The organism is Flavobacterium sp. HJSW_4 (assembly GCF_042436695.1).
GTDB lineage: Bacteria > Bacteroidota > Bacteroidia > Flavobacteriales > Flavobacteriaceae > Flavobacterium.
In genome coordinates, this window is the sequence record NZ_JBHNPP010000025.1 from 51,414 (window position 1) to 74,983 (window position 23,570).

The following is a 23,570-nucleotide window of genomic DNA, read 5'->3' on the forward strand; positions in this document are numbered from 1 at the left end:
TTTTAAGGTTAGATGCGTAAATCTAATGAAATTTCTTTTAGGTTTTACCGTGCTGTATTTTCATTATTTGATCCACAATCGAAATGGCTTTTTCTAATGTAATTCCGTTTTCTTGATCGATGGTCAAAGGATGATTTTCTTCGATCATTTTAATTTCAGGAATTAAACCTAATTCTTGTTCGATGGCAACTGCTTTGAGCGAAATAGTTTTGCCATAAGTAGGCACATCTGTTTGCATCCATCCGAAATAAGGTTCTTGATTTACTCGGTTTGGATCTTCCCATAAATCCATTCGTAGGCAGAAATTATCTTCGCTTATTGTAGTCCATACATTAAAAACCAAATCTTCGTGATAATCAATAATAGGAATGGTTAATCTGCCACGATGAAAAAAATGTTCTTCATCGATATAACACCAGCTTCCTCCGTATTCAATTCTTTGTTCTCTTTCTTCGGGTGGAATGGAAAAATAATAGGCAGGAAATTCATTTCCAAAACACAACGGCATTTCGTCAAAAACTTCTCCGCAGCAAGAACATTTGTAGTTATACATTTTTAATTTTTTAAAGAATCAACTTTCTGATTGTACTGAAAAACATTGTCCCATAATTCATCAATGGCAACAAGAGCTTCGTTGAGCGGAACCACATTCCATTTTCCGTTTGTTTCTGTTCCTAAACCAATGCTTTTTAGTTTTAGTAAAGCATCGTTTACGTCAAAATCCAAATCGGCATTTAGTTTGGTTTGAAACCAAGATTCAATTTGATTGTCTAACTCTTCAGAGGTTAAAGATTCTTCACTTTCGTGTAAAAAAGTATACGCGAGAATAGTTTCTTTTAAAGCTTCTTCTTCAGAAGAATTCAATAAAGAATAAAATGCCCCGCTGTTGTTTCCGACATTTTTAAAATACAAACTGTCTGAAAGCGTTTTAGAATATCTAATCTTTTTGTTGACGAAGTTGTTGTATTGGCGAAAACAATACGCTCCCAAAATTCCCAGCGCAATTAAACCTTGATTTAACGAAGTTTTGCTGTTTAATAAATCGATCGTTTCGCCTGTTTCATAAGCATCGTACATATTAATCAAGGCCGGAATCACTTTGGCACTTAATAAAGAAAGTCCACCAAAAACACCAGGAACCCAAAGCAGTAATTTATCCTTCAAAGACATTTTTGGAATGGCATTTGGAAAAACTGTTTCTAGATCGTTTTTAGGTACACGTTTAAAGATTTTCAACGCAATAGAACCTGGATCAATTGGCATTTTTCCTAATTTAACTTTCTTTTGTTTTAGATAATCTGCATCGCTGTAATTCAAGTAAATCAGAACGCGATCATAATATTCAATTTCGACTTCTTTGGTCCAAAAAAAGTATTTTTTGACCTTTTCTTTTGCTTTATGATGCCCGCGCGCGTAGAGTTCGAAATCTTTAAAAGCATTAAAATCAATAGAAAGATTCAAGCCAATCAAATCAGATTCGTTAAACGCTTCGTTTAAAGCTTTTTGATTGATTCTGTAGTAATTGCCACGTTCTAGAACCTTCAGTAATGTTTCTTTAAAAACAGGGAAATTGCTTTTATTGATAAATTGTTCACGTTCTTTTTCGCTTAAATCTGGATCGTAGAGTGCGTAATGCTGTTTTAGATTTCTATTAAGATTGAAAGATTCGTAATGATAATAATGTTCGATAATTTCGAATAACTTCTTAAAATTATTAACCTTTTCTGGATCCTCAGCGAAAGCTGAAATTTGCTGTTCCAGTAAAAATTCTTTATTAAACGGAATATAATGTTCTCTAGTCATTTGGACTTAAATTTCATGGCATTTACAGAAAGCAAAAATACTGCCTGAAATTTGATTTTGAAAAGTTTTTGATTTAATAGTGATGATTTTTTAACGCAAAGAGCGCAAGTTTTTTTTCAATAGGATTGTATTACAATCGCAAAGTTCACAAAGCTTTGCGGTAAAATAGTTTCACGCAGATTTTGCAAATTAAAGAGATAAAAACAAAATCTGTTAGATCTGCTAAATCTGCGAGAGAAAAAACTTAGCGAACTTTGTGTATTCTTTGCGGTTAAACAAAAAAAAGTGAAATTTCCAATCGGTACCAGCGACTTGAAATCTCACTTCTGTTCCAAAAAAAAAGTGACAAAAAATTAAGAAGTTCTCTCAGTAGAAAACTTTATAGAAACTAAAAGTTATTCACAACAATATTACCAATAAATAAAATGTTGGCTACAGGTATTTTTACCTGTTTTTGTAAACGTTTCAATATTTTGTGCTGTTGAATGGCAAAGGTTAGTGTAGTACCGATTTTTTAAGTTCAATTACACCTCGAATGTATTTTATTAATTCTTCTTTCGTTACAGCAAAAGGAGCTTTCTCTGCTTCAAATTTTAAATACAAATTGGCAATACTTTCGGCATCCAGATTTTGAGTAAGGAAATGATGTTCGGAATATTCTATAAGATGATCTACAAAAACTTCGCGTTGTTTTCCTTTTTCGACCGTTTCAGGATCGCCTTCTTTTATTTTTTCTATTACAGATTCTGGTAAATCAATTGTGAGATACATGCAGTCGATGGCAACTTTCGAAAGCATTTCTTTCGGAACCCTTCCCGTTGCATCGCAGTAGGCGCATGGTGCAGGAACCCATTTTAATTGTCGGTTTAAACGGCGTATATCATCCCAATCTACAAATCTTTTTCCAAGGCATCTCGGGCATTTTGTAGTAGATCTTTTGAGAAAATTAAAAAATTTCATTGGTTTATAAATAGCTTTTGGTTGGTTGTGCGGCGAATTTAAATAATTAAGTAGGAAAAGTTAGTTTATTCGTTATTTTTTTTAAGAAAATAATTAACAAAATCGCAAATTTGTGTATTTTGAAAGAGGGTTAGATGTAGGAAAAAAAATGATTTTGATAGGAATATTAATCGATAACAAACAACCAAAGAAATCTTTTTGTGTTTCTATATTAAATTATAAGGAGATGGATATTAAACAAAAGAGCTATTAAAAATATACAAAAAATCTCACTTTAGGTATTGTAATTTTGGTAGAAAGTTCATTTAGAAATTAATCTTTACATTATGGAAAATATAAAAACTTCAAAGCTTCAAAATTTTATTCGAATATTTTTGGGATTGTTTATGATAACCGCTGCAATAGGACATTTTACTTTTCAGAGAACCGATTTTCAGGCGCAGGTTCCCAATTGGGTTCCTCTGGACAAAGATTTGGTAGTTATACTTTCTGGAATTGTCGAAATTGCTTTAGGTCTGGCAATGGTATTTTTAACGAAATATAAAGTGAAAGTAGGAATAACGCTGGCGATATTTTACGTTTTAGTTTTCCCAGGAAATATAGCGCAATATTTAAACGGAACTTCTGCCTTTGGACTCGACACCGATCAAGCGCGTTTAATACGATTGTTTTTTCAACCCGTTTTGATTTTTTTGGCTTTATGGTCAACTGGAGTACTTGCTGAGTTGTTTAGAAATAAGAAATACTGAGAGTGAATCTTATGATGAAAATAAAGCTTGATGAGCGTTTATTGGAATCAGAAGAAGAGAAAATTTCTTATTTGGAGGAGTTGCTTAAAACTAAATAAAGGCTTATAAAATATTATAAAAATGGGAAAAGAGACGTTTGTGAAAAAGTCTCTTTTTCCTTATTATAAATTTTAATTTTAACGCCTTTCAACTAGAGCTTGATACATTAAAAAACGAAGGTATTCAGTGGTTTCAATATCTTCATTTGCCAATAGTTCTATTTTTTTAAATACATTTAAAAGCTCAATTAAATTTGAAACATTATGATTGAGTTCTCGTAATATCTCTGCTCTGTATCTTTTTATTTCTTCACTTTTCGCTTTTTCAACTTTTCGTTTGACCAAAAATTTTATTTGTTCAGGGTCTTTTATAGTTGCAATTTTTGAAATGTCTTCAAATAAATTTTTATGTACTTTTTCTGAATTTTCAATGTTGCCTAGCTCTTCAATTGCTGTTTTAGGAATTTGATTATGCTTAATGGATAAGATTTTTGATTTTATTTCTTGTGGTTTTATAAATAATTCTTTCTCAATATCTTTATGTTTAAAAATTATTGAGCATATTCCTGAAAACTTTAAAGCTTCTCTTTTTATTTCATCATTAGATACTTCAATAATATTTTTAACATTACCAACTTTCTCTAATTTATTAACTTCAGAACTTTCAAAAAACATTCTTATAAATGATTCATTATATTCACATAATTGTAAACCATAAGTTATTTTACTTTTCTTCATTTCATTGTGAAGTGTTAGTAAGCCAACAACAATTGCAATATTGTTATCGTAGTTGAAATAATTATTTAATGAAATAATTGCTCTTAAATAAAAGATGTTTTCTACTTTATCATGTAAAATTCTATATTTCTTAATTGTTTGAGTAATACCTTTTAATAACTGAAGGTTAGTTTCTACAATCTCTTTGTATCCTTTATTTATAAGTCTTGTCGCATATTTATCCATCTGAAATAATCCCGAGAAAAAATCTCTTTGGGCAGAATAAATAGGTGTCGTTGAAATTTTATTAAGTTTCAAATCACTGAAATACTCGTTATCATTTATATTGTAAAAATTAATTGAAAAATCTTTATTATTAAATAGAGATATATTATTTAATTCGCTTTTCAGATCTTCTTTTTTATATCTCGTGTTAATGGAATTTTGAATATTAAATAATGTTGTAGCCCCTTTAATTTCAATAAACTCATCTTTTATCGATTCAAAATCTAAAAGATTTAATAATTTATTTGTGAATTCATTTCTTTCTACAAGTTTTATTAAATCTTGTACTTTAATTCCTTTATCAGTAGAAGGAATATTTTCTTTTTTAATAGTTTTTTTTCTAAATTTTTCCATTTTATATTGAATTGATTTTATCGAAATTGACAACAAATATTACCACTTTTTAATAGTGTTTTTTACGGAAATCCGTAACCCAATAAATTTATTCCAAAACAATTATACCAATAAATAAAAACTCGTCACCAAGTACTTTTACGCATTTTACAACTCGATAAAAAAACAAAAAAGCCCAACTTAAAAAAGTTGAGCTTTTCAAAAATTATCTAACAATTACCGAATAGGCAAATTGTTTAGTAGAATCTGATATTTCCTTCCCACAGGAATTATTTCGTTATTACACATCGTTAAAGTTTTCGAAGTTACACTTGTAATTTTTTCTGTATTTACAATATACGAGCGATGTACTTGTACAAAATTTACACTGTCAATTTCTGAAGCAATACTAGAAAGCGAGCCATAAATAATATGCGGTAAATTGAGTTTGGTGCTGTACAATTTCATGTAGTTTCCTAAACTTTCAATATAGAGAATATCGCAAAGAGGCATTTCTATATTTTGTCCGTTAAGGCGATACGAAAACACTTTTGCGTTGGTTCGAACTTCTTTTTTAAGACTGTTTCCAGAAAAATAAGTTTTGGCTTTTTCTATAGCTTTGGCAAATTTATCGGGCGAAATGGGTTTTAAAAGGTAATCAATCGCATCGTTTTGGTAAGCAGAAAGCGCAAAATCAGAATAAGCCGTTGTTACAATCGTAAGCGGACGATTGGGTTGCAATTCCATTAATTCTACTCCCGAAATTACAGGCATATTAATGTCGAGAAAAATAATATCGTATTGGTTTTCGTTAAGCAGTTTTATGGCTTCCATACCATTAAAAGCGCTTCCAGAATGTTCCAGTTCGTCAAATTTGGAGATGTGCGAAATCAAGGCTTTATGTGCCGGCGATTCGTCATCAATTATCAAACAGCGGTAGGTAAGTGCCATATGGTCAATTTTACGGTAAACATATTTTTCTCTTTTTTACAGCTCAAATCGTGTTTTAAGCCGTAAACTTCCAAACGTCTTTTTAGATTTTCAATTCCGATTCCTGTGCTCGAAAGTCGCGAACCCGAATCAAGATAATTGTTTTTCAATGTAAAAATAACGCCTCGGCATCGTACTTTTAAATCCAAATTAATAAACGGTTCTGGAGTTTCGGCAGAAAATTTCACAGCATTTTCAACCAAAGGAAGAAAGAACAAAGGCGGAATCTCAAGTTGATCGTCTAAACCTTCAATGTTCTGTTTTACAGCTAGTCTTTCGTTTCTAAACGTATAATATTCGATATATTTTTTAATAAAGGCGATTTCTTCTTCCATTAAAACAAAATCTTTTTTAGAAGCTTCAATTTGATAGCGTAACATGTCTGAAAGATTCAAGATTCTGTCGGGAACTTTGTCGGGTTCTGCAAGAGCTTCTCCGTAAAGATTATTCATAGCATTCAATAAAAAATGCGGATTCAGCTGTTGTTTTAAAAACGAAAGTTCAGATTTAAAATTCATAATGTCTTTATCGGCCTGACTCATTTTTTTGGTAATCACAATGTGAAGAAAATAAAAGAAAGAGCCATTTATAATAAGCGATAAAATCTGTAGTGTTTTGAAATTTCCTAATCCGACAAGAGGGAAAAACCAATTCATAAAAAAGTAAAAACCAGTCCAATAAACAGCAAGAAGCGTAAAAAAGATTTTGAACTTTTTATGAAACAGAAATGGTTTTATAATGCAGATGTTGAAAATTGTAATCCAGACAATACACGGAAAATATCCCACTGCAATTTTGCTGAGAATATAAGACCAGCTATGTCCATCGAGTTTTATTTCGTCGTAAACACAAGCCAGAATGACTAAATAAACAAGTGCGTTTACGAGAAGATTTCGTAGAAAAAAGTTTTGGTAGATTTTTGCGATTGTCATAACGGCAAAAATACTATAATCGTATAGTTTATAATCATTTGAAAGCGATAATTTATACCAACGCCATTCGTATAAATCATACGCCATTGGTATAAAATTGCTATTATATGAGAGACATGTCAACTACTTTTGGATTCAAGTTTTATCTATATCCCGAAATAATTTATTCTAATTTATGAAATCTAAAATCATGTCGTTTGTGTTCGTTTTATCTGCTTTTCAAATAATGGCTCAAGAAAAAGAGCCGGGTGTAAAAACCTTTGCAAAAGCCGTGGTTGATAAATTTCCGAATACACGAACTTTTGATGTGCAATATGAAGCTTTAGGACCATCAAATTACGATTCGAAATTGTTTGGAAATAAATTTGAAAGAGGAAGAATCGAAGATCATAATCGTTTCAAGGCAGCTTTCAACCTTCCGTTTTATGCTTCAAAATCTAAAAAGTTAGTTTTAACGACTTCGCTTCGCTATAAATATGAAAATTTTGGATTTGGAGATGTTTATAATTATCAAACCAATCAGACTTACGCAAAAGATAGTCAGGAAATTCATTATTGGGCTGGGGCATTTACAGCAACTTATATGTCGACACTTTTTAAGAAACCAGTTATTTACAATGCAACGACGACAATTGATGGCGACGAAGAAAAGTTGCAGCGTTTAAAAGGTTTTGCATCGGCAGTTTTAGTGCTTAAAAGAACACCCTCAACAACCATTACCGCTGGGGCTTTAGTATTGCTCGATCCATCATCGATTGTACCTGTTACGCCGCTTTTTTCTATAAACCATAAATTCAAACAATCGAAATGGGATATGGACTTTATTTTGCCTCAGCGTATATTGTTTAGAAGAGAATTGTTAGAAAACGGAAGAATTTCGTTAGGAACAGAATTAAATACAGAAAGTTTTTACTTGAATTTGGATACTCCAGACTTAAAAGGCGTTTATGAACTGAACCAGTTAGAATTAAAATCTGGAATTACTTATGAATACAGTTTTACTCCAAAACTGATTGCATTTGCAAAAGGTGGTTTTAACAATGTGGTAAGTGCCCGACTTACAGAAAAAGGAGAGCGAACAAACCGATATGTTTACGATCAGAAAGAAGATACGCAAGGGTATTTTAGATTTGGAGTTTCATATAATCTTTTTAATCGAAAGTAAAATGCACCAATTAAAAGAATTAAAAGAAGAAGAAATGGTAGTTGAAATTTTTAAAACCAACGTTCAGAAAAAATCTGATGGAGATTATATCATTGCAGTAATGCAAAACCATTTTCCAAATTATAAAATTAATTTTGATTTGGAAGATTGTGATAAGATATTAAGAGTGGAAGGCTTTGATTTGCAATGTAATAATGTAATGAGCCAAGTAAGCGGTTTAGGTTATACCTGCGTGAGATTAGAATAATTTGCATTTTAAATCAGGTGTAAATACGCTAACATGTTTACTTTTTTTGTAAGTATTTTGTGTGATATTTTAATTTTAAAAATAATACTTAAATGATAGATTTTATACTTTCACTTTTTCTCTTTCTTCTCGAACAGTTAGCCTGATTTAGCTGTTTATGTCTCGTAGAGGCTTTCTGCACTTTTTATACTATAAAAGGTTTGTTCTTTTTTGCGTATTATTTGTTTAATTTTGCGCCATGAAAAAAGCATTCCAACTCTTCGATTTTAGCCAAAAAGTCAATTACAAAAACGAAATTTTAGCAGGTTTAACTGTAGCCATGACCATGATTCCAGAATCGTTGTCGTTTGCTATTTTAGCAGGATTTCCGCCTTTGGTTGGATTATATGCTGCGTTTATTGCCGGATTGGTTACCGCTATTTTTGGAGGAAGACCAGGAATGATTTCTGGTGGAGCAGGAGCAACCGTGATTGTTTTAATCGCCTTGATGAAATCGCACGGAATAGAATATGTTTTTGCGGCCGTTGCGCTCGGCGGTGTTGTCCAGATTTGCATCGGACTTTTTAAGCTTGGAAAATTTATTAGATTGGTTCCACAACCCGTTATGTTTGGTTTTGTAAACGGCTTGGCAGTTGTGATTTTTATGTCGCAATTGGAGCAGTTTAAAACCGTTATTGATGGTCAGGTTTCTTGGCTACAGGGAACTCCTTTATATATTATGGCTGGTTTAGTTGCTTTGACAATTGCTATAGTTTTAATTTTTCCGAAGATTACAAAAGCAGTTCCGGCTTCTTTGGTTGCCATTATGGTAGTTTTTGCTTTGGTAATTGTTTTTAATATTGAAACCAAAACGGTAGAAGATATTGCTTCAGTTCAAGGAGGATTTCCTCCATTTCATATTCCGAATATTCCATTTTCTTTTGAAACTTTAAAAGTCATATTTCCGTATTCTGTGATTGTTGCCGCGGTTGGTTTGACGGAAGGTTTGCTTACGCTGAATTTAGTTGACGAAATTACTGGCACAAGAGGAAATAGCAATAGAGAATGTATTGCTCAAGGAAGTTCAAACATATTAAACGGATTTTTCTACGGAATGGGTGGTTGCCCAATGATTGCTCAAACTTTAGTAAATCTTGGAGCTGGTTCTAGAGCAAGACTTTCTGGAATTATTGGTGCTTTGACGATTTTAATGATTATTCTTTTCGGAGCTCCAGTAATTGGAAAATTGCCAATGGCGGCTTTGGTTGGAGTAATGATGATGGTTGCTATTACAACTTTTGAATGGGCGAGTTTCAAAATCATTAATAAAATGCCAAGACACGATATTTTCGTCGGAATTCTGGTTGCTGTAATTACAATTGTATTGCATAATCTAGCTTTGGCGGTTTTAATTGGTGTAATTATCTCAGCTTTAGTTTTTGCTTGGGAAAGTGCCAAAAGAATTCGCGCAAGACATTATATTGACGAAAACGGAATAAAACATTACGAAATTTACGGACCGTTATTCTTTGGTTCAACGACTACTTTTATGGAGAAATTTGATATTCAAAACGATCCAAATCATATTATAATTGATTTTAAAGAAAGTCGCGTTTCTGATATGTCAGCCATTGAAGCTTTAAATAATCTGACGAAAAAATACAATCAACTAAATAAAGTAGTTGAGTTAAAACATTTAAGCGAAGACTGCCGACAATTACTAAAAAATGCTGATGCTGTTATTAAAGTAAATGTGATTGAAGATCCGACGTATAAAGTGGTGTCTTAATTAGAGAATGTGGCAATTTGATAATTAGAAAATTATCTTAACAGACTTAATATTATTTATTGACAAACCCGACAGGTTTTTAAAATCTGTCGGGTTTATTGTTTTAAAGTATCAGTTTTGTCAGGCTGAGCGTCCCGAGACTTCGGGAGAAGCACACGTCCAATTGGAGCGCCCTTCGACTTCGCTCTGGGTAGCAGGTACATTGTCTAATTATCTAATTGACACATTCTCAAATTATCTAATTAAAATAATTTGATTTTTGTAACTTTGTAAAATGAAGCTAACAGAAACATTAGAAGATTTTTACACCGTTAAAATCAATGGAATGCCTGAGAATCTTAAAAAAGAAATCGGACATTTTAATGTTTTTAAACTGGATGAATACGTTGGAAGTACTTGCAGTCCATTGCCTTATACTCGAAAAGACTTTTACAAGATAAGTTTAATCATTGGTAAGAATAAGGTGCATTATGCAGATAAAGTCGTAACGATTGAAGATCAGGCTTTATTCTTTGCAAATCCCCAAATTCCGTATAGTTGGGAACATATTGATGAAAATCAGACGGGATTTTTCTGCATTTTTACAGACGCATTTTTTAGTCAGTTTGGGAATTTAAAAGAATATCCTTTATTTCAACCAGGCGGAAATCCTGTAGTTCCTGTTTCTGTAGAATTAGCAGAATCTCTAAAAACCGTTTATTTAAAAATGTTAGAAGAAATCAATTCAGATTATGCTTTTAAATATGACGTACTTCGAAATCTGGTTTTTGAAATTATTCATTTAGCATTAAAAACACAAACTGTAACTGCTTCATTATATAGTAAATCAAATGCTACAATTCGAGTTTCTTCTTTGTTTTTAGAATTGTTGGAAAGACAATTTCCTGTTGAATCTATTTCGCAGCAAATTAATTTCCGTTCGCCATCAGAATATGCAAGTCAGTTAAATGTGCATGTAAATCATTTAAATAAAGCATTAAAAGAAACCACAGGAAAGACAACTTCTCAAATTATTTCAGAAAGAATCATCCAAGAATCGATGATTTTGCTGAAACAAACCAATTGGAATATTAATGAAATTGCTTGGTGTTTAGGTTTTGAAGAATTGTCTCATTTCATTAATTTCTTCAAGAAAAATGTTCAAGTTTCTCCCAAAAACTATCGTTTAACAGAAATTGATTGATTTTTGTAACTTCTTGCTTGATTGCTTTAATTTTTGAGAAGTACTTCGCTAATACCTTTGTTCTGTAATTATAAACGTAAAAATTTAAAATCATGGGAAATAACAAAGTTTGGTTTATTACAGGTGCTTCGAAAGGACTTGGATTAGAATTGGCTAAAAAATTATTAGCAGAAGGATTTAAAGTTGCTGCAACGTCAAGAAGTGAAGCTTCTTTAATTCAAGAATTAGGAAATGCATCAGAAAATTTCCTTCCTCTTGAAATGGATTTAGTTAATGAAAAAAGTGTAAAAACAGCAATTGATAAAACCGTAAATCATTTTAAAACAATCGATGTTTTAGTAAATAATGCAGGTTACGGATTGTTAGGTGCTTTAGAAGAATTAACAGACGTAGAAGCCAGAAAAAACTACGAAGTAAATGTTTTCGGATTATTAAATGTAATCAGAAATACAATGCCAATTCTTCGTGCGAATCAATCGGGGCATATTTTTAATATTTCTTCTGTTGGAGGATATTATGGAGAATTTCCAGGTTGGGGAATTTACTGTTCAACAAAATTTGCAGTTGCAGGTTTAACAGAATCTTTAGCGGCAGAAATAAAACCTTTTGGAGTTCATGCTACAATTGTGTATCCGGGTTATTTCAGAACCGATTTCTTAAAAGATAGTTCGCTTTTAGTGCCAGAAAATCCAATTGAGGAGTATAAAGAAGTAAGACATTCTCAAAGCGCTCACAAAGATGATATCAACGAAAATCAACCAGGAGATCCAGTAAAATTGGCTGAAGCTTTAATTAAAGTAAGTCAAGATGAAAATCCGCCGTTGCATTTGTTTTTAGGTGAAGATGCTTTTAATATGGCAAATCAGAAAATTGCAAGTGTTCAAGATGAATTAGGGAAATGGAAAGAGGTTTCTGTTGGGACTAATTTTTAATTAGAGAATTTGGTAATGTGTCAATTTGATAATTGGAAAATTGCTCATAATTTTTGTTGAATTGCCTCTAGCTTTAGCTGGAGGAATAAAATTAACGATGAAAAAAGGCTTTAGTCAAACTGTATAGTTCGGCTAAAGCCTTTTAAATATTCTATTAAATGACCTCCAGCTAAAGCGGGAGGCAATTGATTTTTATGAATGAAGAGAAATTATCTAATTGGCAAATTCCCAAATTGACACATTATTTCAACATCGCTCAATTTTCCATCAATCTCTCCAATTTGTAAACCTAAAATATGAGCGATAAGCGGATAAACGGAAACATTTTGAAATGTTTTGACTCTTTTATTTACTTTAAAAGCCGGTCCTTTAGCATAAAAAATAGCGTGCATATCTTTCTCGTTATTGTCGTAGCCGTGAGTTCCGCCGTTAATATGGGTACTTTCTTTGCTTACTAAACTCCATCCTTTTTCAGCTTCGATAACAAAATCATGTACACGCGGATTGGTTCCATAATGTAATCTTTTAGGAACTTCTGTCGATTTCCAGAATTTAATATGAGGCACTTTTTTCAAAGCATTGGCAATAGAATCTTGATAACCAGGTTTTGCCTGTAAACTCATAATTGGGTTAACAACATCTTTATAACCTAGCCATTCTGGTTTTAGATAATCTAAAACAGCCACTTTTTTATCGTTGCTAATATCAGCCATTCCGTGATCTGAAACGATGATTAGATTGATTTGTTTTCCGATAGGCAATTGATCTAATCTTCTAGATATTTCGCCCATAATCGAATCCATTTTGATTACCGTTTTTTTGGTTTCTGGCGAAAGCGGACCAAAATTATGTCCAGTATGATCTGGTTCATCAAAATATAAAGTAACCAAATGAGGTCTTTGTTTTTCAGGAAGTTGTAGCCATTTCATAACCGTATCGATTCTCGCTCCGTATGGAACTTTGCCATCGTAATTTTTGAAATAACTCGGATTTCTTTTGTCAATATCAGAACCTGGCCAAAAGAATGAAGCTGTTTTTACGCCTTGTTCTTCTGCTAAATTCCAAATCGGATTTCCGCCATAAAATCGAGAATCATTTTTTGCATTGCTTGACAATGAAAACGATTGGTTTAAAGAAGCATCATAAAAAACGTTATTGATAATTCCGTGATGATCTGGATAAAGTCCCGTTACAATCGTATAATGATTTGGAAAAGTTTTACTCGGATAAGATGGTTTCATTGACTTGGCATGAACACCTTCTTTTTCAATCTGCTTCAAATTCGGAAGATTGAATTGCTTGCCGTAATCCCAGCGAAATCCATCCATAGAAATTAAAACAACATAATTGTCTTTATTATTTTGAGCTTGTAGAATAGTAGTAAAAGCGAAGAAAAATAATGAAAGGAGTAGAGTGAAATGTTTTTTCATTTTAAAATTTATTGATACACAAAGGTAGAAATAACAGAATTTTTAAATAAAAAGAGAATGTTAAATAAAAAATGGTTGCCGCGAATTACACGAATTCCACGAATTGTTTTTTTTGTATTGTGAAATAAAATTTGTGGAATTCGTGTAATTTGTGGCAAACAAACAAAAAAAGCGCCAGATAAAAATCCAGCGCTTTTAAGTTTTAAGAAGAGAATGAATTACATCATTCCTGGCATTCCGCCACCCATTGGCATTCCGCCACCTGCGTTTTCTTCTTTAATATCAATTAATGCACATTCTGTAGTTAAGATCATTCCAGAAACAGATGCAGCATTTTCTAATGCAACACGAGTTACTTTTTTAGGATCGATAATTCCAGCAGTAAGCATATCTACGTATTCGTCAGTTTTTGCGTTGTATCCAAAATCACCTGAACCTTCAGAAACTTTTGCTACAACAACAGAACCTTCAAGACCAGCGTTTTCAACAATAGTTCTCAATGGAGCTTCAACAGCGCGAGAAACGATTTGGATTCCAGTTGCTTCATCAGCGTTGTCAGCTTTTAAGTCAGCCAAAGCAAGTTTAGCTCTCAATAAAGCAACACCTCCACCAGCAACGATTCCTTCTTCAACCGCAGCGCGAGTTGCGTGTAAAGCGTCATCAACTCTGTCTTTTTTCTCTTTCATTTCAACTTCAGAAGCTGCACCAACGTAAAGAACTGCAACACCTCCAGCTAATTTCGCTAGACGCTCTTGTAATTTTTCTTTATCGTAATCAGATGTAGTAGTTTCCATCTGACCTTTGATTTGGTTTACACGATTTTTGATGATATCTGCTTCACCAGCACCGCTTACGATAGTTGTATTGTCTTTATCGATAGAAACTCTTTTTGCAGTTCCTAACATTTCGATAGTTGTATTTTCTAAAGTATAACCTCTTTCTTCAGAAATTACAGTTCCACCAGTTAAGATTGCGATGTCTTCTAACATTGCTTTTCTTCTGTCTCCGAAACCTGGAGCTTTTACAGCAGCAATTTTAAGAGCACCTCTTAATTTGTTAACTACTAAAGTAGAAAGAGCTTCACCGTCAACATCTTCAGCGATAATCAATAATGGTTTTCCTGATTGTGCAACTGGCTCTAAAACTGGAAGTAATTCTTTTAAAGAAGATACTTTTTTGTCGTATAATAAGATGTATGGAGAGTCTAATTCAACTTCCATTTTCTCTGGATTTGTTACGAAGTAAGGAGAAAGGTATCCTCTGTCAAACTGCATTCCTTCAACAACGTCAACGAAAGTGTCAGTTCCTTTAGCTTCTTCAACAGTGATAACACCTTCTTTTCCAACTTTAGCGAAAGCTGTAGCGATTAATTCACCAATAACTTCGTCATTGTTAGCAGAGATAGAAGCAATTTGTTGGATTTTATCAGAATCGCTTCCAACAACTTTAGCTTGTTTTGCAAGGTCAGCAACGATAGTTTCAACAGCTTTGTCGATTCCGCGTTTCAAGTCCATTGGATTTGCACCTGCAGCAACGTTTTTCAAACCTTCTTTTACGATAGCTTGTGCTAAAACTGTAGCCGTTGTAGTTCCGTCTCCTGCTAAATCATTGGTTTTAGAAGCAACTTCTTTCACCATTTGCGCACCCATATTTTCTAATGCGTCTTTTAATTCGATTTCTTTTGCAACAGAAACACCATCTTTAGTAACAGTTGGTCCACCAAATGATTTTCCGATAATTACGTTACGACCTTTTGGTCCAAGAGTTACTTTTACAGCATTTGCTAATGCATCAACACCACGTTTTAAACCGTCACGTGCTTCAATATCAAATTTTATATCTTTTGCCATTTTAATTTTAGTTTAAAGTTTGATTTGTTTCAAGTTAACGAAGTCCTTAATTGTTAATACTTCGTGCTCAATACAATATGTTTTTTTTAGATAATTGCAAGGATATCGTCCTCACGCATAATCAAATAATCAGTACCTTCTAATTTTAATTCAGTACCAGCATATTTTCCGTAAAGAACAGTATCTCCAACTTTTACAGTCATTGTGTGATCTTTAGTTCCGTTTCCTACTGCAACTACAGTTCCTTTTTGTGGTTTCTCTTTGGCAGTATCTGGAATAAAAATACCTGAGGCAGTTTTAGTTTCAGCTGCAACAGGCTCAATAAGTACGCGGTCTGAAAGCGGTTTAATGTTTAAAGCCATGATTTTTATATTATTATAAGTTATACGTTTTTTTCTGTTCAATAAACTTTCAGAAACTATGCCATGCTAGAAAAACTGACATTATTTCTTAAAAAAAATGCCAGCTTTGACAGGCTGGCATTAGATTTTTATATCGAGCTAAAATTATTTAGTAGCTGGTGCTGCAGGAGCAGGAGTATTTCCTTGTGCTGGAGCTGCAGGTGCATTTGCAGGAGCTTCAGTTCTGTCAATGATTTTAGATTCTGTATCGCTTAAAGATCCAGAGAAGCTTAAGCTTGAAAGTAAAATTAGCACAATTAAAACAGTAGCTAAAGTCCAAGTACTTTTATCTAAAAAGTCAGTTGTTTTTTGTACTCCACCTAACATTTGCGTTCCGCTGATAGTAGAAGACAATCCGCCTCCTTTAGGGTTTTGTACCATGATAACTACGATCAATAGAAAACAAACTATTGTAATTAAAACTAAAAAAATTGAAAATGTGCTCATTACTTAATTATTGTTATTGTTATTTTGTTGTAAAATCTTAATATCCGATATGCGGTCTGCAAAGAAAGTAATTTTTTCTGGATATTTCAAAATTAATATTTCATATGCTTGAATTGCCTTTGTATATTTCTTTTGTTCCAGATAAACTCTAGCCAAAGTCTCCGTCATTAGGTATGAATTGTCCTCAGAACCGCTCTCAATTTGTACTGTTGGAGCATTGTTTCCAGCTTTTATTGGAGAGATTTTCGGATTGTTTTCGATAAACTTATCGATAATTTCAGCCTTTTTTTGTCTCTCTTCTTCTAGTTTTATTTTTTCTGCAGCTTCTTTTTCGGCTCTTTCTTCTGGAGAAAGTTCTTCTGAACGGTCAATTGGTTCTGTTCTAGATAATTGTAGCCATTCTTGGAAAGAGTGTTTTTCGCTAAGAGAAAAATCTAAAGGTTTCCCGATTTCTAAATGTTCCGCTGCTGTTTTTGCAGGTTCATTAGGTTCTTCTTCTTCGATTATTTCTTCAATTGGCTCTTCCTCTTTTATTTCTTCTTCCTTATCGTCAGATTTAATAACCTCTTGAATTTCTTCTTTTGGTTCTGCAGGTGCTTTTGTCTCCGCTTCTTTAATTGAAGAAAGAATAGATCGTTCAACGGTATTCATTTTAAATTCCGGAATAATCATTTCTTCAATAACGCTGTCATCTTCCTCTTCTTCAACCGAGTTTAGAGCAGGCTCTTCTACAACGGGTTCTTCTATAATAGGATCAACGTTTACTTCTTCAGTTTTTACAGGCTGTTCGATAGTAGCTTCTGCTTCTTTGATAGAACTTAAAATAGAGTTTTCAATTCGTTCATTTTTAGGCTCTTCTTTAAATTCTTCTGTTTTTATAGATTCTGGAGCAGAAAGTGTTTCAGAAACTTTGATAGAACTTAAAATTGAATTTTCTACACGATCAATTTTAGGTTCTTCCGTTTGTATTGATTCTGTAAATGGAGCTGTTTCTGCTTCTTCTACAACATCTGAAATAGTAGATTCAACAGAATCGGTTTTTTCTTCTACTACTACAGGCTTCTCAAAAGTTATATTTTGTGCTTCTTTTATTGCAGTAAAAGTAGATAAATCTATTTCTGGAAGCGTTTTGGGTTTTTCCTCTTCTATTATTGGCTTTTCAAAAGTTACATTTTGCGCATCTTTTATCGCCGCAAAAATAGAAAGGTCTATTTCAGGAAGTGGTTTTGGCTCTTCCTCTTTTATTATAGGTTTTTCAAAAGTTACAGTTTGCGCTTCTTTTATTGCCAGAAAAATAGAAGGATCTATTTCTGGAAATTTTTTAGGCTCTTCAATAATTACTGGTTCTTGAGCTTTTGTTTCTTCCGCTTGTACGGGTTCTTCAACTTTTTCAGATTCTTCAACTTTTTCAGGCTGTACAATTGAAGGTGTTTCGATAACTGAAATTTGAGCTTCTTTAATTGTATCTAAAACCGGCTGTTGTTCAATTTCGCTTTTTACTTCAATAGCTTTTTGAATCTGTTCTGGCGAAATTATTTCACTATCAAAAACAGTGATTTCAAGAAGATCTCTCAGTTTTTGTTCGTAAAAATCATTTTGAATAGAAGTAAAGGCCTCAGAAGTTATAAAATCAAACAAAACAGAACGATCAGATGTATATGCTGCAGTAACTTTTAAAGCATAATTATACTTAAAACTGTTCTGATTGTAAAGCCCTTTTAATCGCAATGCACGTGCACTTTGAAAATACGGAAATTCATTCAAAACACTTCCTAATGCGTCCGCCTGCCTTTCTGTAATAGCATCGGGTTTGTTCATTAAGTAGGTATAATCGCTAACGTTCATTTATTTTTTGTTTAATCGTTTACTTATTTAATCGTTTATTATTTGGTTCTAACTGTTTAATCGATTAAACGGTTTTACGATTAAACGATTTAACAAGTTGGACTACCATTTTGCCAATGATTGATTAAAGATATCTTGTGTGATTCTCTCAAAAATTACTCTAATTGCTTCATTTAAAACAGAACCTGTAGGAAGATCTCGTCCAGGGAAATCATAATAGAATTCGAAAGATTTTTCAAAATCGTCTGTTTCTTTCTTTTTATTCATAAAACGCACATTAATACGAATAGACAAACGGTTTTGTGCTGCTTGCTGATCTGCAGTTGCAGTCATTGGCGTTATTCTGTAATCTGTAATTTCACCTTCATAAACCAAATCACCGCCATTACTTACTAAGTTTAAGTTAGTTTGATTCATAATCAAATCCTGTAAAGCTAGAGTAAAAGTTCTATCAATTCCAGGTTCGACTAAGTCTGCGTTATTTTGGAAGAAGTTAACTTGAAATGTTTTAGCATCGATTTTTCCAGTTCCTGTAAAATTATAAACAGAACAGCCACTCAACATAAAAAGGCTTAATAAGGCAAAAAGAGAATATATTTTTTTCATAATATTTAAGAGGAAACACCAATTTTTAAATTCTAAATTCCAATTGTGTCCAAATATAGGTAATTGGAATTTGGAATTTCGAAATTGTAATTTAATTATTTTTATAAATCGAATTGCTTGATTTTACGGTACAAAGTTCTTTCAGAAATACCCAATTCGTCTGCAGCGGCTTTACGTTTTCCTTTATTTTTTTCTAATGATTTTTTGATCATTTCGATTTCTTTTTGTTCCAAACGTAAAATTTCTTCTTCTTCGATAGTTTCAGCAAATAAATAATTATCGTCTTGTATTTGATAATTATCTTCACGAACAACTGGAGTTGTTACAACAGCAGTTCTTGGTTCTTCTTCAAAATCAATTTCACTGTCGTTTTGCTGATTTCCGTAAATTTTTTGAATTAAATTCGGATTGATATCTTGTACTTTCGAAGTGCCATTTTTCATTAATTCGAGAGTCAGTTTTTTCAAATCATTCAAATCGCTTTTCATATCAAAAAGCACTTTGTATAAAATGTCTCTTTCAGTACTAAAATCACTTTCTTTTTTGCTGTCGTTAATAACTGAAGGTAAATTACTTCCTTCTGCAGGCAAATAAGATTGTAAAGTAGCTAAAGTAATATCGCGATTAGTTTCTAAAACAGAAATTTGTTCCGCAACATTTCGAAGCTGACGAATATTTCCGCTCCATCTAAATTTCTGTAAAAGCTGAACAGCGTCATCATCCAATCTTAAAGGAGGCATTTTATATTTATGAGCAAAATCGGCCACAAACTTTCTGAATAGCAAATGAATATCGTCATTTCTTTCTCTTAAAGGAGGCAATGTAATTTCGACTGTACTCAAACGATAGTACAAATCTTCACGGAATTTGCCTTTTTCAATAGCATTGAATAAATTCACGTTGGTTGCCGCAACGATACGAACATTTGTTTTTTGAACCTGAGACGAACCTACTTTTATAAATTCACCATTTTCCAAAACACGAAGTAATCTTACTTGAGTTGTTAGAGGCAATTCTCCAACTTCATCAAGAAAAATTGTTCCGCCGTCTGCCACTTCAAAATAACCTTCACGTGTGCTTGTTGCGCCTGTAAAAGCTCCTTTTTCGTGACCAAAAAGTTCACTGTCAATTGTTCCCTCCGGAATTGCTCCGCAGTTTACGGCGATATATTTACCATGCTTTCTGTGCGAAAGCGAATGTATAATTCTTGGAATATTTTCTTTACCAACACCACTTTCCCCAGTTACCATTACTGAAATATCAGTTGGAGCAACCTGAATGGCTTTTTCGATAGCACGATTTAATTTTGGATCATTTCCAATAATCTCAAATCGTTGTTTTATTGCTTGAACTGTTTCCATATAGATTTTGTTTCAAGTTTGTATTTGTTTCAGGTTTCAAGTTTCAAACTTTGACCTTAAACTTTAGGCTTGTAAATTTCAAGTTTCAGGTTTTAAGTTACATAAAGAACTTGAAACCTGAAACTTGAAACAATTTAATTCATTTCACTTAAACTCACAGCTTCACCTTTTAAAGTTCCGCTTGTGCAGCTTGTGATTTTTACGTTTACGAAATTTCCAATTTTGTAATTTTCTTTTGGGAAAACTACTGTAATACTTTGAGAATTTCTTCCAGAAAACTCATCTTTAGATTTCTTAGAGACTTTCTCCACTAAAACTTCAACTGTTTTCCCAACAAATTCTTCGCTTCTAAACCAAGCGTGTTTTTGTTGCAAATCAACGATTTCTTGTAATCTTCGGGCTTTGGTTTCCTCTTCAACATCATCTTTCATTTTTCTTCCAGCCAAAGTTCCAGGGCGTTCAGAATACGAATACATATAACCGAAATTATATTTTACATATTCCATTAGACTCATCGTATCTTGATGATCTTCTTCAGTTTCAGTTGGGAAACCGGCAATCATATCTTGTGAAATCGAAGCATCTGGAACAATGGCTCTAATTTTGTCAATCAAAGCCATGTATTCTTCACGAGAATGCAGACGATTCATTTCTTTTAAAATTCTATTGCTTCCAGATTGAACTGGTAAGTGAATATGTTTACAGATATTTGGATATTTTGCCATAACATGCAAAATGCTTTCGTGCATATCCTGCGGATTTGAAGTCGAAAAACGAATACGCATTTTAGGAAAACCAACAGCAACCATTTCAAGCAATTGATCAAAATCGACCGCAGTTGCTTTTTGCATTTCAGAAGCGTTTACAAAATCCTTTTTCAAACCGCCTCCGTACCAAAGGTAACTGTCAACATTTTGTCCAAGAAGTGTAATTTCTTTAAAACCTTTGTTCCATAAATCTTGAATTTCAGCCATGATACTTTGAGGTTCACGACTTCTTTCGCGTCCGCGTGTAAAAGGTACAACGCAGAACGTACACATATTATCGCAACCACGAGTGATCGAAACCAAAGCAGTGATTCCGTTACTCATCAAACGAACTGGCGAAATATCTCCGTAAGTTTCTTCTTTCGATAAAATTACATTGATAGCATCGCGTCCTTCTTCAACTTCAGCTAACAAATTAGGAAGATCTTTGTAAGCATCTGGGCCAACAACAAGGTCAACGATTTTTTCTTCTTCTAAAAACTGACTTTTTAAACGTTCAGCCATACAGCCTAAAACCCCAACTTTCATTTTTGGGTTTGTACGTTTCACAGCGTTGTATTTTTCCAGACGTTTACGGATAGTCTGTTCCGCTTTGTCACGAATTGAGCAAGTGTTTACCAAAACCAAATCGGCTTCTTCTAAAACAGAAGTTGTATTATATCCTCCGTCAGACAAAATAGAAGCCACGACTTCACTGTCCGAAAAATTCATTGCACAACCGTAACTTTCTATAAATAGTTTTTTAGTATTCTCAGGTTTATTTTCCAGAACAAGACTTTCGCCCTGTTTGCTTTCTTCAATAATCTTTTCCATTGTAAAAATTCAAAGTGCAAAGATAGGTTAATTGAAATAAATATGACAAGATGGCAGAAAAGAATTTTAGATTTCTGATTTTAGATTTTGATTGCAGAATTTGGAGACCTTCTAATAAATGTTTTAAGGTATGTGATTTAAATATTTAATTTGAAATCTAAAATAAAAAGCACATTTCTCGGTCAGAAATCATTAAAAGTTATACCTATATATATTATACAGAATATTACAGATAAATCTGCAATTTTAAGTTTCATAATATCAAAATACTTCAAAAATGCATTCGTAAGGTTAATATTTAAAAAAAATAAATACTTTTGTTGCAGAAAAATAGAGCAATGGCAAAGAATTTAGTAATAGTGGAGTCACCTGCAAAGGCGAAAACGATCGAGAAATTCCTCGGTAGTGATTTTCAGGTGGAGTCGAGTTATGGTCACATAGCCGACTTACCATCAAAGGAAATAGGAGTAGATGTAGAAAATGGTTTTAAACCTAAATATGAAGTTTCTCCGGATAAAAAAGCCTTGGTAACGAAACTAAAATCACTTTCTAAGAATGCCGAAACGGTTTGGTTAGCGAGCGATGAGGACCGCGAGGGAGAGGCTATTTCATGGCACTTGGCGGAAGAATTAAAACTGGACACAAAAAAAACCAAACGAATTGTTTTTCACGAGATTACAAAATCTGCGATTCTTAAAGCAATTGATAATCCTAGAGAAATTGACTATAATTTAGTAAACGCACAACAAGCACGTCGTGTTTTAGACCGTTTAGTAGGTTACGAATTATCTCCAGTTTTATGGAGAAAAATCAAAGGTGGACTTTCAGCGGGACGTGTACAGTCTGTTTCTGTACGTCTAATTGTTGAGAGAGAACGCGAAATTCAAAATTTTAATGCAGTCGCAACGTATTCAATTGTTGCAGAATTTGTAAACGAAGCGGGAAAAGCTTTCAAAGCAAAACTTCCAAAAAACTTCAATACTAAAAAAGAAGCCGAAGATTTCTTAAATCAAAATATCGGTTCTAAATATAAGGTAGCAGATTTAGAAACTAAACCTACCAAAAAATCACCAACAGCACCTTTTACAACTTCTACGTTGCAACAAGAAGCGGCGAGAAAATTATACTTGCCAGTTGGAATCACGATGCAGTTAGCTCAGCGTTTGTACGAAGCGGGACTTATTACTTATATGAGAACTGACTCTGTAAATCTTTCTTCAGAAGCAATGAACGCGGCTGAAGCAGAAATCATCAAATCTTACGGAAAAGAATATTCTAAGCCAAGAATTTTTGCTAACAAAAACAAAGGGGCACAGGAAGCGCACGAAGCAATTCGTCCAACAGATATGTCTCGTCACACTGTAAATATTGACCGTGACCAAGCTCGTTTGTACGATTTGATCTGGAAAAGAACTTTGGCTTCGCAAATGAGCGATGCGCAGTTGGAAAGAACAAACGTAAAAATCGAAGCAGATAATCACAGTGAAATTTTTACAGCTTCTGGAGAAGTATTGCTTTTTGAAGGTTTCTTAAAAGTATACTTAGAAGGTCATGATGATGACGAAGAAGAGCAAGAAGGAATGCTTCCTGCTTTAAAAGTAAATGAAAAATTGGCTAACAACTATATTACAGCCACAGAACGATATTCAAGACCGCCTGCTCGTTATACAGAGGCATCTTTGGTTAAAAAACTAGAGGAACTTGGAATTGGTCGTCCATCTACTTATGCGCCAACAATTTCTACAATTATCAACAGAAATTATGTTGAAAAAGGAACATTGGAAGGTGTAGAACGTAATTACACACAACTTACTTTGCAAAATAGTAAAGTAGGGGAAAAGGTTCTAAAAGAAAATACAGGTTCTGATAAAGGAAAATTAGTTCCAACAGATATTGGAACTATTGTTACAGATTTCTTAGTAAAGAATTTCGGAAACATTTTAGATTA

General features: G+C 33.1%; 21 protein-coding genes. 7 read left to right on the plus strand and 14 right to left on the minus strand.

What is annotated here, in order from left to right; translation table 11 throughout:
* Positions 1-37: 37 nt before the first annotated feature.
* From ACE01P_RS19375 to ACE01P_RS19385, 3 genes are all read right to left on the minus strand, one after another.
* Positions 38-553 carry a DUF2199 domain-containing protein gene (locus tag ACE01P_RS19375; protein WP_379700689.1) on the minus strand — a complete coding sequence of 172 codons (516 nt, stop codon included), beginning with the start codon at positions 551-553 and terminating at the stop codon, positions 38-40.
* 2 nt (positions 554-555) lie between these two features.
* Complete coding sequence (locus ACE01P_RS19380) at positions 556-1,803, minus strand: TMEM143 family protein (RefSeq protein ID WP_379700690.1); 1,248 nt, start codon at positions 1,801-1,803, stop codon at positions 556-558.
* Positions 1,804-2,298: 495 nt separating this feature from the next.
* Complete coding sequence (locus tag ACE01P_RS19385) at positions 2,299-2,763, minus strand: hypothetical protein (protein ID WP_379700692.1); 465 nt, start codon at positions 2,761-2,763, stop codon at positions 2,299-2,301.
* 326 nt (positions 2,764-3,089) lie between these two features.
* Here ACE01P_RS19385 and ACE01P_RS19390 point away from each other — a divergent pair, with 326 nt between their 5' ends.
* Positions 3,090-3,512 carry a hypothetical protein gene (locus ACE01P_RS19390; protein ID WP_379700693.1) on the plus strand — a complete coding sequence of 141 codons (423 nt, stop codon included), beginning with the start codon at positions 3,090-3,092 and terminating at the stop codon, positions 3,510-3,512.
* Between the two features lie 176 nt (positions 3,513-3,688).
* Here ACE01P_RS19390 and ACE01P_RS19395 read toward each other — a convergent pair whose 3' ends face one another.
* The 3 genes from ACE01P_RS19395 to ACE01P_RS19405 form a co-directional block, all read right to left on the minus strand.
* Positions 3,689-4,906 carry a hypothetical protein gene (locus tag ACE01P_RS19395; protein WP_379700694.1) on the minus strand — a complete coding sequence of 406 codons (1,218 nt, stop codon included), beginning with the start codon at positions 4,904-4,906 and terminating at the stop codon, positions 3,689-3,691.
* Between the two features lie 216 nt (positions 4,907-5,122).
* Positions 5,123-5,836: a LytR/AlgR family response regulator transcription factor gene (locus ACE01P_RS19400; RefSeq protein WP_379700695.1), complete on the minus strand. Its 714-nt coding sequence runs from the start codon at positions 5,834-5,836 to the stop codon at positions 5,123-5,125.
* Positions 5,812-6,930 carry a sensor histidine kinase gene (locus tag ACE01P_RS19405; protein WP_379700696.1) on the minus strand — a complete coding sequence of 373 codons (1,119 nt, stop codon included), beginning with the start codon at positions 6,928-6,930 and terminating at the stop codon, positions 5,812-5,814. The genes ACE01P_RS19400 and ACE01P_RS19405 overlap by 25 nt, the downstream gene beginning before the upstream one ends.
* Before the next feature lie 52 nt (positions 6,931-6,982).
* Here ACE01P_RS19405 and ACE01P_RS19410 point away from each other — a divergent pair, with 52 nt between their 5' ends.
* From ACE01P_RS19410 to ACE01P_RS19430, 5 genes are all read left to right on the plus strand, one after another.
* Positions 6,983-7,972, plus strand: coding sequence for a hypothetical protein (locus ACE01P_RS19410; RefSeq protein ID WP_379700697.1), 990 nt, complete (start codon positions 6,983-6,985; stop codon positions 7,970-7,972).
* A 1-nt stretch (position 7,973) separates the two neighbouring features.
* Positions 7,974-8,219 carry a hypothetical protein gene (locus ACE01P_RS19415; protein WP_379700698.1) on the plus strand — a complete coding sequence of 82 codons (246 nt, stop codon included), beginning with the start codon at positions 7,974-7,976 and terminating at the stop codon, positions 8,217-8,219.
* A gap of 238 nt (positions 8,220-8,457) precedes the next feature.
* Entirely contained in the window at positions 8,458-9,987 is a 1,530-nt protein-coding gene (locus ACE01P_RS19420) for a SulP family inorganic anion transporter (RefSeq protein ID WP_379700699.1), read from the plus strand.
* Between the two features lie 274 nt (positions 9,988-10,261).
* Positions 10,262-11,170, plus strand: a complete 909-nt coding sequence (locus ACE01P_RS19425; protein ID WP_379700700.1) for a helix-turn-helix domain-containing protein — start codon at positions 10,262-10,264, stop codon at positions 11,168-11,170.
* A 92-nt stretch (positions 11,171-11,262) separates the two neighbouring features.
* The gene (locus ACE01P_RS19430) at positions 11,263-12,102 is read left to right on the plus strand and encodes an SDR family NAD(P)-dependent oxidoreductase (RefSeq protein ID WP_379700701.1); all 840 of its coding nucleotides are present in this window, start codon (positions 11,263-11,265) and stop codon (positions 12,100-12,102) included.
* Between the two features lie 209 nt (positions 12,103-12,311).
* Here ACE01P_RS19430 and ACE01P_RS19435 read toward each other — a convergent pair whose 3' ends face one another.
* The 8 genes from ACE01P_RS19435 to miaB all read right to left on the minus strand — a co-directional run bounded on the left by ACE01P_RS19435 (position 12,312) and on the right by miaB (position 21,622).
* Positions 12,312-13,532, minus strand: a complete 1,221-nt coding sequence (locus ACE01P_RS19435) for an ectonucleotide pyrophosphatase/phosphodiesterase (protein ID WP_379700702.1) — start codon at positions 13,530-13,532, stop codon at positions 12,312-12,314.
* Positions 13,533-13,750: 218 nt separating this feature from the next.
* Positions 13,751-15,382: a chaperonin GroEL gene (gene groL, locus ACE01P_RS19440; protein WP_379700703.1), complete on the minus strand. Its 1,632-nt coding sequence runs from the start codon at positions 15,380-15,382 to the stop codon at positions 13,751-13,753.
* Positions 15,383-15,468: 86 nt separating this feature from the next.
* Positions 15,469-15,744, minus strand: a complete 276-nt coding sequence (gene groES, locus ACE01P_RS19445; RefSeq protein WP_008467105.1) for a co-chaperone GroES — start codon at positions 15,742-15,744, stop codon at positions 15,469-15,471.
* Positions 15,745-15,888: 144 nt separating this feature from the next.
* Positions 15,889-16,230, minus strand: coding sequence for a preprotein translocase subunit SecG (secG, locus tag ACE01P_RS19450; protein ID WP_379700704.1), 342 nt, complete (start codon positions 16,228-16,230; stop codon positions 15,889-15,891).
* A gap of 3 nt (positions 16,231-16,233) precedes the next feature.
* Positions 16,234-18,075, minus strand: coding sequence for a hypothetical protein (locus tag ACE01P_RS19455; protein WP_379700705.1), 1,842 nt, complete (start codon positions 18,073-18,075; stop codon positions 16,234-16,236).
* 102 nt (positions 18,076-18,177) lie between these two features.
* A complete protein-coding gene (locus tag ACE01P_RS19460; protein WP_379700706.1) occupies positions 18,178-18,681 on the minus strand; it encodes an LptE family protein in 504 nt (167 codons plus the stop codon).
* A gap of 101 nt (positions 18,682-18,782) precedes the next feature.
* Positions 18,783-20,042: a sigma-54 interaction domain-containing protein gene (locus ACE01P_RS19465; protein ID WP_379700707.1), complete on the minus strand. Its 1,260-nt coding sequence runs from the start codon at positions 20,040-20,042 to the stop codon at positions 18,783-18,785.
* Between the two features lie 134 nt (positions 20,043-20,176).
* On the minus strand, positions 20,177-21,622 hold the full coding sequence (gene miaB, locus ACE01P_RS19470) for a tRNA (N6-isopentenyl adenosine(37)-C2)-methylthiotransferase MiaB (protein WP_379700708.1): 1,446 nt from the start codon (positions 21,620-21,622) through the stop codon (positions 20,177-20,179).
* Between the two features lie 338 nt (positions 21,623-21,960).
* Here miaB and topA point away from each other — a divergent pair.
* Positions 21,961-23,570: type I DNA topoisomerase (gene topA, locus ACE01P_RS19475; RefSeq protein WP_379700709.1), on the plus strand; the 1,610-nt coding region annotated here is incomplete at its 3' end.